The organism is Nocardia farcinica (assembly GCF_029867845.1).
GTDB lineage: Bacteria > Actinomycetota > Actinomycetes > Mycobacteriales > Mycobacteriaceae > Nocardia > Nocardia farcinica_A.
The window spans coordinates 1-5862 of sequence record NZ_JARWRU010000852.1; the positions used below are offsets into that span (position 1 = coordinate 1).

A 5862-nucleotide genomic window follows, 5' to 3' on the forward strand; every position below is an offset into this window, starting at 1 on the left:
GTCCTACATGTTCCACATGATGAACGAGGCCCGCCTCGGCGTCGGCCTCGGCGCCACCGCGCTCGGCTACACCGCCAACCTCAAGTCGCTGCGCTACGCCCGCGAGCGCGCCCAGGGCCGCCCGGTGACCGCCAAGGACTCGGCCGCGCCCCAGGTTCCGATCATCGAGCACACCGACGTCAAGCGCATGCTGCTGGCCCAGAAGTCCTACGTGGAAGGCGCGCTGGCGCTGCTGCTGTACTGCCACCGCCTGGTCGACCTGTCCGAGACCGCCGACACCGCAGAGGCCGCGCGCGAGCACACCCTGCTGCTGGAGATCCTCACCGGTGTCGCCAAGAGCTGGCCGTCGCAGTGGTGCCGGGAAGCCAACGACCTGGCGATCCAGGTGCACGGCGGCTACGGCTACACCCGTGAGTACGACGTCGAGCAGCATTACCGCGACAACCGCCTCAACCCCATCCACGAGGGCACCCACGGCATCCAGGGCATGGACCTGCTCGGCCGCAAGGTGATCCAGCACGACGGCGCCTCGCTGAAACTGCTCGACCGGCACGTGCGCGCCACCGTCGCCGCGGCGGGCGGACTCGGCGGCGAGGCGGCGGAATTCGCCGCCGCCCTCGACACCTCCTGGCAGCGCCTGCTCACCGTCACCATGACCGTGCTCAGCGCGGGCGACCCGGCCGTCACCATGGCCAACTCCACCGCCTATCTGGAAGCCTTCGGCCACCACGTCGTCGCCTGGATCTGGCTGGAACAGGTGCTCGCCGCCCACGGCCGCGAGGGCGACTTCTACGCGGGCAAGCGCGCCGCCGCCCGCTACTTCTTCCGCTACGAGCTCCCCAGGACCGGGCCCCAGCTCGACCTGCTGGCCTCCCTCGACCGCACCACCCTCGAGATGGAGGACGCCTGGTTCTGAACCGGGCCACAACCCGCCGGTCGAGCGCGTCACCACCGACCGGCGGGTCGGACGCTCACCACCGGTGTGCCGGGCGGATCGACCCCGCTCGGTCCGGTGACGCTCAGCCCGCCTCGCCGAGCGCCTCGACGCGGCGGTCGTGACCGGCGAAGGTCGGCCCGCGCCTGCCGTCCTTCTCCGCGGCCAGCTTGGTGAAGGCCTCGTGCATGACCGCCCAGTAGGTGTCGCCCTTCGCGCGGCGCCTGTCGGCCCGCTTCCAGTAGCCGGGGATGCGCCGGTCGAGGTTCGCCAGGCGTATCTGCGCGGTGATGAGTTTGGGGGCAAGCCGCCCGATCCGGGTCGGCTCGGGGGTGCCCGTGATGCGCCGTCCGAGGAACTGCCCGCCGATGAAAAAGTACAGGCCGTGCAGGGCCTGGTGGATCGCCGACTTCACCTGTGCGTCGATCACCGGGACACGCACCTTGTCCATCAGGGTGTCGAGCATCATCTCCGAGACGTCGTTGAGCGCCTCGGCGTACTGTGACGGCGGCTCCATCACCGCATAGCCGTAGTCGAGCAGCTCCACCGCCTCGGCGAAGTTGCGCGGGATCACCGCCTCCCGGATGCCCATGATGTGGCCGATGTAGGACCAGAAGACATTGAGGTCCTCGAGGTCGCGGTAGTCGAAGCGACGGCCGTAGTTGATGTCGTACATCAAGTTGGCGACACCGAACGACGGGATACCGCCGGACATCTCGGCGTTGGAGATCGGCACGCCGTGCTCGGCGACCCATTCCTCACCCCACTTCTTGCGCAGCACCATCCGCGCCTGGGCGTGCATGAGGCGCACCCGGACCGCGTTCTTGAACGCCGTGCCGAACCGGTCCAGCGCGCCCGGGGCGGGCAGGTGCAGCCAGAATTCGGCGGACTCCAGCGACCGGTTGATCATGTCGCGCTGCATGCGGCCCATCGTGCCGACGGCGTCGCCGACCGAGCCGCCCTGCACGGTGGCCAGGGTGTTGAGGAAGATCAGCGACGCCTTGCCCGCCGGGGTCACACTGTTGGCGACGATCGCGCCCCGGTCGACGCGCTCCTCGGTGATCCAGGCGGGTGGGTTGTCGATGTGCTCGAAGAGCGCGACCAGCTCGTGCGGCGGGTCCTCGATGGTGTCGAGCCCGAAGTCGAGGGCACGTTCGAACAGTTCCCGGCCCTTGCGCGTGGGCAGCCTGCGGAACATCCGCACGACCGCGTCCATCTCCGGGTCGCCGACCCACAGGTGGTCCTTGGCGCGCGCCACGATGCCGTCGGTGTCGGGGAGGCGATCCCGCACGTCGACCCACCCGTCGAGCAGCCGATGACGAGCCGGGGTCCAGTCCGGGTTGAACTTCGGCCGCTCGGGCGGTGCGGGCCGCAACGGACGTCCGAGTACGGGATCGATCGGGGCGTCCGGCGGGGGCGGCGGCGCGAGCGGATCGAGTTCATCGAGAACGGTCGTCACGACGGTCTCCTTCGGGAGGACGAACAGATCAAGGGGTCGATATCAGGAGGTCGAACGATGTCGACCAACTGAAGATGTCGACCAACTAAGTCATCTTAGTTATCTAAGCTACTCCCCCGATGGGCGGCGCTCGCGGGGATTCGTGAACTCGATCTCGACATCGACCTCCCGCGGCCGGAGCGGTCAGCGCCCGTCACCGGCCGGCCGGTGTGCTGTCGGCGATCCGTTCCTCCACCCAGCGCGGCGGCACCGGCGACAGGTCGTGGGCGTCGACCCCGACGTGGAGGATCAGGTGTTCGGCGGTTGTGCCGCTGCCGCCGCCACGATCGGAGGCATTCGAATCGGCGTGATCGAAACTCGACAGCCCGGCGGCCGGGTGGCGCAATAGCCCCGGCCCAGAACCGTCGGCACTGGTCGAAGCGTGACCTGGGTGGCGGAAAGTGAGCGCGATCTCACGACCGGCTCCGCCGGCCGGGTCTCGGCCCGCCCCGCGGCGTCTATCGTCGCTGTTCGTGCAGGTCAGCGAGGGAGAGGCAGAGCGAATGGGTGAGCGGGTCGCACCGATCCGGCGGTTGCGCGCCGACCACGCGCGCCAGGTCGCCGACCTGCTGCGCCACCAGATCCACCAGGGCGCCTTCGCCGAGGCGATGCCGGGCGAACAGGACCTGGCGGCCGAATACGGCGCCTCCCGCAACACCATCAGGGAGGCGCTGACTCTGCTCAAGGAGGAGGGGCTGATCGAGCGGGCGCCGAAGGTGGGCACCAGAGTCGCGCAGCGCAAGTACGACCACGGCCTGGACGAACTGCTCGGCCTGCAGGAGACGCTCAAGGGACACGGCACGGTCCGCAACGAGGTCAGGATCGCCACCCACATCACTCCCCCGCCCGCCGTCGCGCGCAGGCTGGAACTCGCCCAGGGCGAGCGAGTGGTGCACGTGGAGCGATTGCGCTACCTGGCCGACATGCCGCTGAGCCTCGACCTGACCTATCTCACCCCGGACATCGGCGCCCAGGTGCTCGAGCACGATCTCGAGCACAACGACATCTTCGTGCTCATCGAGCAGATCGCCGGTTGCTCGCTCGGCTCGGCGGATCTGGCGCTCGAGGCGGTGGCTGCCGACCCGCACACCGCCACCACCCTTGATCTGCCCGCGGGCGCGCCACTGCTCATGCTCGAGCGACTCTCGCGGCTCGAGGACGGCAGGCCGGTGGACCTGGAGTACATCCGCATGCGCGGCGACCGAATCACCATGCGCGGCAGTCTGTCCCGCGGCAATCCCGAATGGAGGGTCCTGTAATGGCACTGGTGAACCAGCGCGCCGACATCCCCGTCACGATCGACGAATCGCTGTGCATCGAGGGCTGCACCCTGTGCGTGGAGATCTGCCCGCTCGACTCGCTGGCGATCAACCCCGACAACGGCAAGGCGTACATGCACGTCGACGAGTGCTGGTACTGCGGCCCCTGCGCCGCCCGCTGCCCCACCGGCGCGGTCTCGGTGAACATGCCCTACCTGCTCCGCTGAGCCGACCGGGCCCCGGCCCCGAACGATCACATCCAGAGAACACGACCGAGAGAGAACGATGAAAGCACGCCTGGTCCCCGTCCTGCTCGCCGCCGCCCTCGCCGCGGCGGGCTGTTCTCTGGAGCCCTCCGACGACACCCCCGAGGGCACCGTGAAGGTGGTCATCGGCTACCAGTCCAAGACCATCAACACCGTGACCGCCGGAACCCTGTTGCGTGCCAAGGGCTTCCTGGAGGAACGCCTGGCCGGGATCACCGCGGCCGGTGGCGCGAGCTATCAGGTCGAATGGCAGGACTACGACACCGGCGCGCCGATCACCGCGCAGATGGTGGCGGAGAAGATCGACATCGGCTCGATGGGCGACTACCCGCTGCTCATCAACGGCTCGCGCACCCAGGCCAACGAACGCTCGGCCACCTCGCTGGTCTCGGTGACCGGCTACAACCCCAAGGGCGCGCTGAACATGGTGGTGGTGCCCAAGGATTCGACGGCCACGGACCTGAACGACCTGGCGGGACAGAAGATCTCCGCGAGCGTCGGCTCGGCGGGCCACGGCACGCTGGTGCAGGCGCTGTCCCGGGCGGGCATCGACCCGGCCACGGGTGTGGAGGTGGTCAACCAGCAGCCGCAGGTCGGCGCGAGCGCGCTCGAGTCGCACCAGGTGAGGGCGCTGTCGCAGTTCGTGGCCTGGCCCGGCCTGCTGGTCTTCCAGGACAAGGCCGAACTGCTCTACGACGGCGCCGAACTGGACTACCCGACCTTCCACGGCGTGGTCGCTCGCCGCTCCTACGCCGCCGAGCACCCCGAGGTGCTGCAGGCATTCCTGGCCGCCCAGCTGGACGCCACGAACTTCCTCAACGAGCAGCCCTTCGAGGCGGCACGCATCGTGGCCGAGGGTTCCGGCCTGCCGCAGGAGGTCGTCTACCTCTACAACGGCCCCGGCGGCACCAGCTTCGACACCACCATCAAGCCGAGCCTGGTGGAGGCGCTCGCCGGCGACGTGCCCTATCTGAAGTCCATCGGCGACTTCGCCGAACTCGACATCGACGGCTTCGTCGACGACGCCCCGCTGCGGGAGGCCTTCGCCGTCACCGGCCAGGGCGACTACGACCGGGCCATGGCCGAGACCGCCAACCCGAGCCGAGTCACCGGCACCGATCCGGTCTGCGCGATCGAGGTGACGAACCCGGCGACCGCGGGCGAGGTGTGGATCGAGGGCGCCGACGCGCCGCAGCCCGCCGCCGATCCGAACTGCCTACTGCGCGCGGTGCGCGAGGCGAAGGCCGCGGGCGCCCAGGTCCGCGCCGTCTACATCCCGGACGCCGAGCTGGGCACCCGCTGGTTCGCCGACAAGGCGATCTGGCTGCGCGACGGCGCGAACTTCCTGCCCTTCACCACCGAGTCCGCCGCCCAGCGCTACCGGCAGGCCCATCCGGGCGCGGTGGCCGTCTCCTACGAGCAGGCGATCGCCGAGGTGCGTCCGTGAGTGCCGTCGCCGAATCCGCCGCCGGGACGGCCGCCGCGACCGTGAAAGCGGTCCCTGCTGCCGAGACCGCCACCCACCCGACCGCCGCGCTCGAGACCACCCCCACCGAGCCCACCACCACCCAGACCACCACCACCGAGACCACCCCCCCCGAGACCCGCGCGGCCCGGCCCGCCCCGGCGCCCCCCCCCCCCCCCCCCGAGGGCGGGGGGTGGTTACGCTGCGCCTCGGGTGCGGTCGAGGGTGCGGACGTACCGCTCGTACTCGCGGCGGCGGCGTTCGCGTTCCTCCTGCTCGGCCCGCCGCGTCTCCTCCTCAGCACGCTGCCGGTCGAAGGTGGTGCGGGCGGCGGTCACTCGTTCGAGGGCCGCGTAATAGTTCGCTTCCCAGCGACCGCCGAGGTTGACGTACATTTCGGCTCGTTCGGCGGCGTCCTGCAAGGCGAGGAGTTCGCTGTA

The 5862-nt window shown here is 69.9% G+C and carries 7 protein-coding genes; 5 read left to right on the plus strand and 2 right to left on the minus strand.

The window, feature by feature from the left end; translation table 11 throughout:
- A partial coding sequence (locus QH283_RS18665; RefSeq protein ID WP_280504275.1) for an acyl-CoA dehydrogenase occupies positions 1–916 on the plus strand: 916 nt, incomplete at its 5' end.
- Between the two features lie 103 nt (positions 917–1019).
- On the opposite strand, the gene QH283_RS18670 is transcribed toward QH283_RS18665, so the two are convergent.
- Together QH283_RS18670 and QH283_RS18675 are read right to left on the minus strand one after the other, a co-directional pair.
- Complete coding sequence (locus QH283_RS18670) at positions 1020–2393, minus strand: oxygenase MpaB family protein (protein WP_280504276.1); 1374 nt, start codon at positions 2391–2393, stop codon at positions 1020–1022.
- A 193-nt stretch (positions 2394–2586) separates the two neighbouring features.
- Positions 2587–2778, minus strand: coding sequence for a hypothetical protein (locus tag QH283_RS18675; RefSeq protein ID WP_280504277.1), 192 nt, complete (start codon positions 2776–2778; stop codon positions 2587–2589).
- Between the two features lie 157 nt (positions 2779–2935).
- Here QH283_RS18675 and QH283_RS18680 point away from each other — a divergent pair, with 157 nt between their 5' ends.
- The 4 genes from QH283_RS18680 to QH283_RS18695 form a co-directional block, all read left to right on the plus strand.
- The gene (locus tag QH283_RS18680; protein WP_280504278.1) at positions 2936–3691 is read left to right on the plus strand and encodes a GntR family transcriptional regulator; all 756 of its coding nucleotides are present in this window, start codon (positions 2936–2938) and stop codon (positions 3689–3691) included.
- Complete coding sequence (locus QH283_RS18685; protein ID WP_040796153.1) at positions 3691–3918, plus strand: 4Fe-4S dicluster domain-containing protein; 228 nt, start codon at positions 3691–3693, stop codon at positions 3916–3918. Before QH283_RS18680 ends, QH283_RS18685 begins: the two co-directional genes overlap by 1 nt.
- Before the next feature lie 58 nt (positions 3919–3976).
- Entirely contained in the window at positions 3977–5404 is a 1428-nt protein-coding gene (locus QH283_RS18690; RefSeq protein ID WP_280504279.1) for an ABC transporter substrate-binding protein, read from the plus strand.
- The coding region (locus QH283_RS18695; RefSeq protein WP_280504280.1) for a hypothetical protein at positions 5401–5862 on the plus strand (462 nt) is incomplete at its 3' end. The genes QH283_RS18690 and QH283_RS18695, both read left to right, overlap by 4 nt.

Bases quoted from the DNA above. Each gene is read 5' to 3' on its own strand.
- QH283_RS18685 (WP_040796153.1), top strand. From the start codon at position 3,691: ATGGCACTGGTGAACCAGCGCGCCGACATCCCCGTCACGATCGACGAA.
- QH283_RS18690 (WP_280504279.1), top strand. From the start codon at position 3,977: ATGAAAGCACGCCTGGTCCCCGTCCTGCTCGCCGCCGCCCTCGCCGCG.
- QH283_RS18680 (WP_280504278.1), top strand. From the start codon at position 2,936: ATGGGTGAGCGGGTCGCACCGATCCGGCGGTTGCGCGCCGACCACGCG.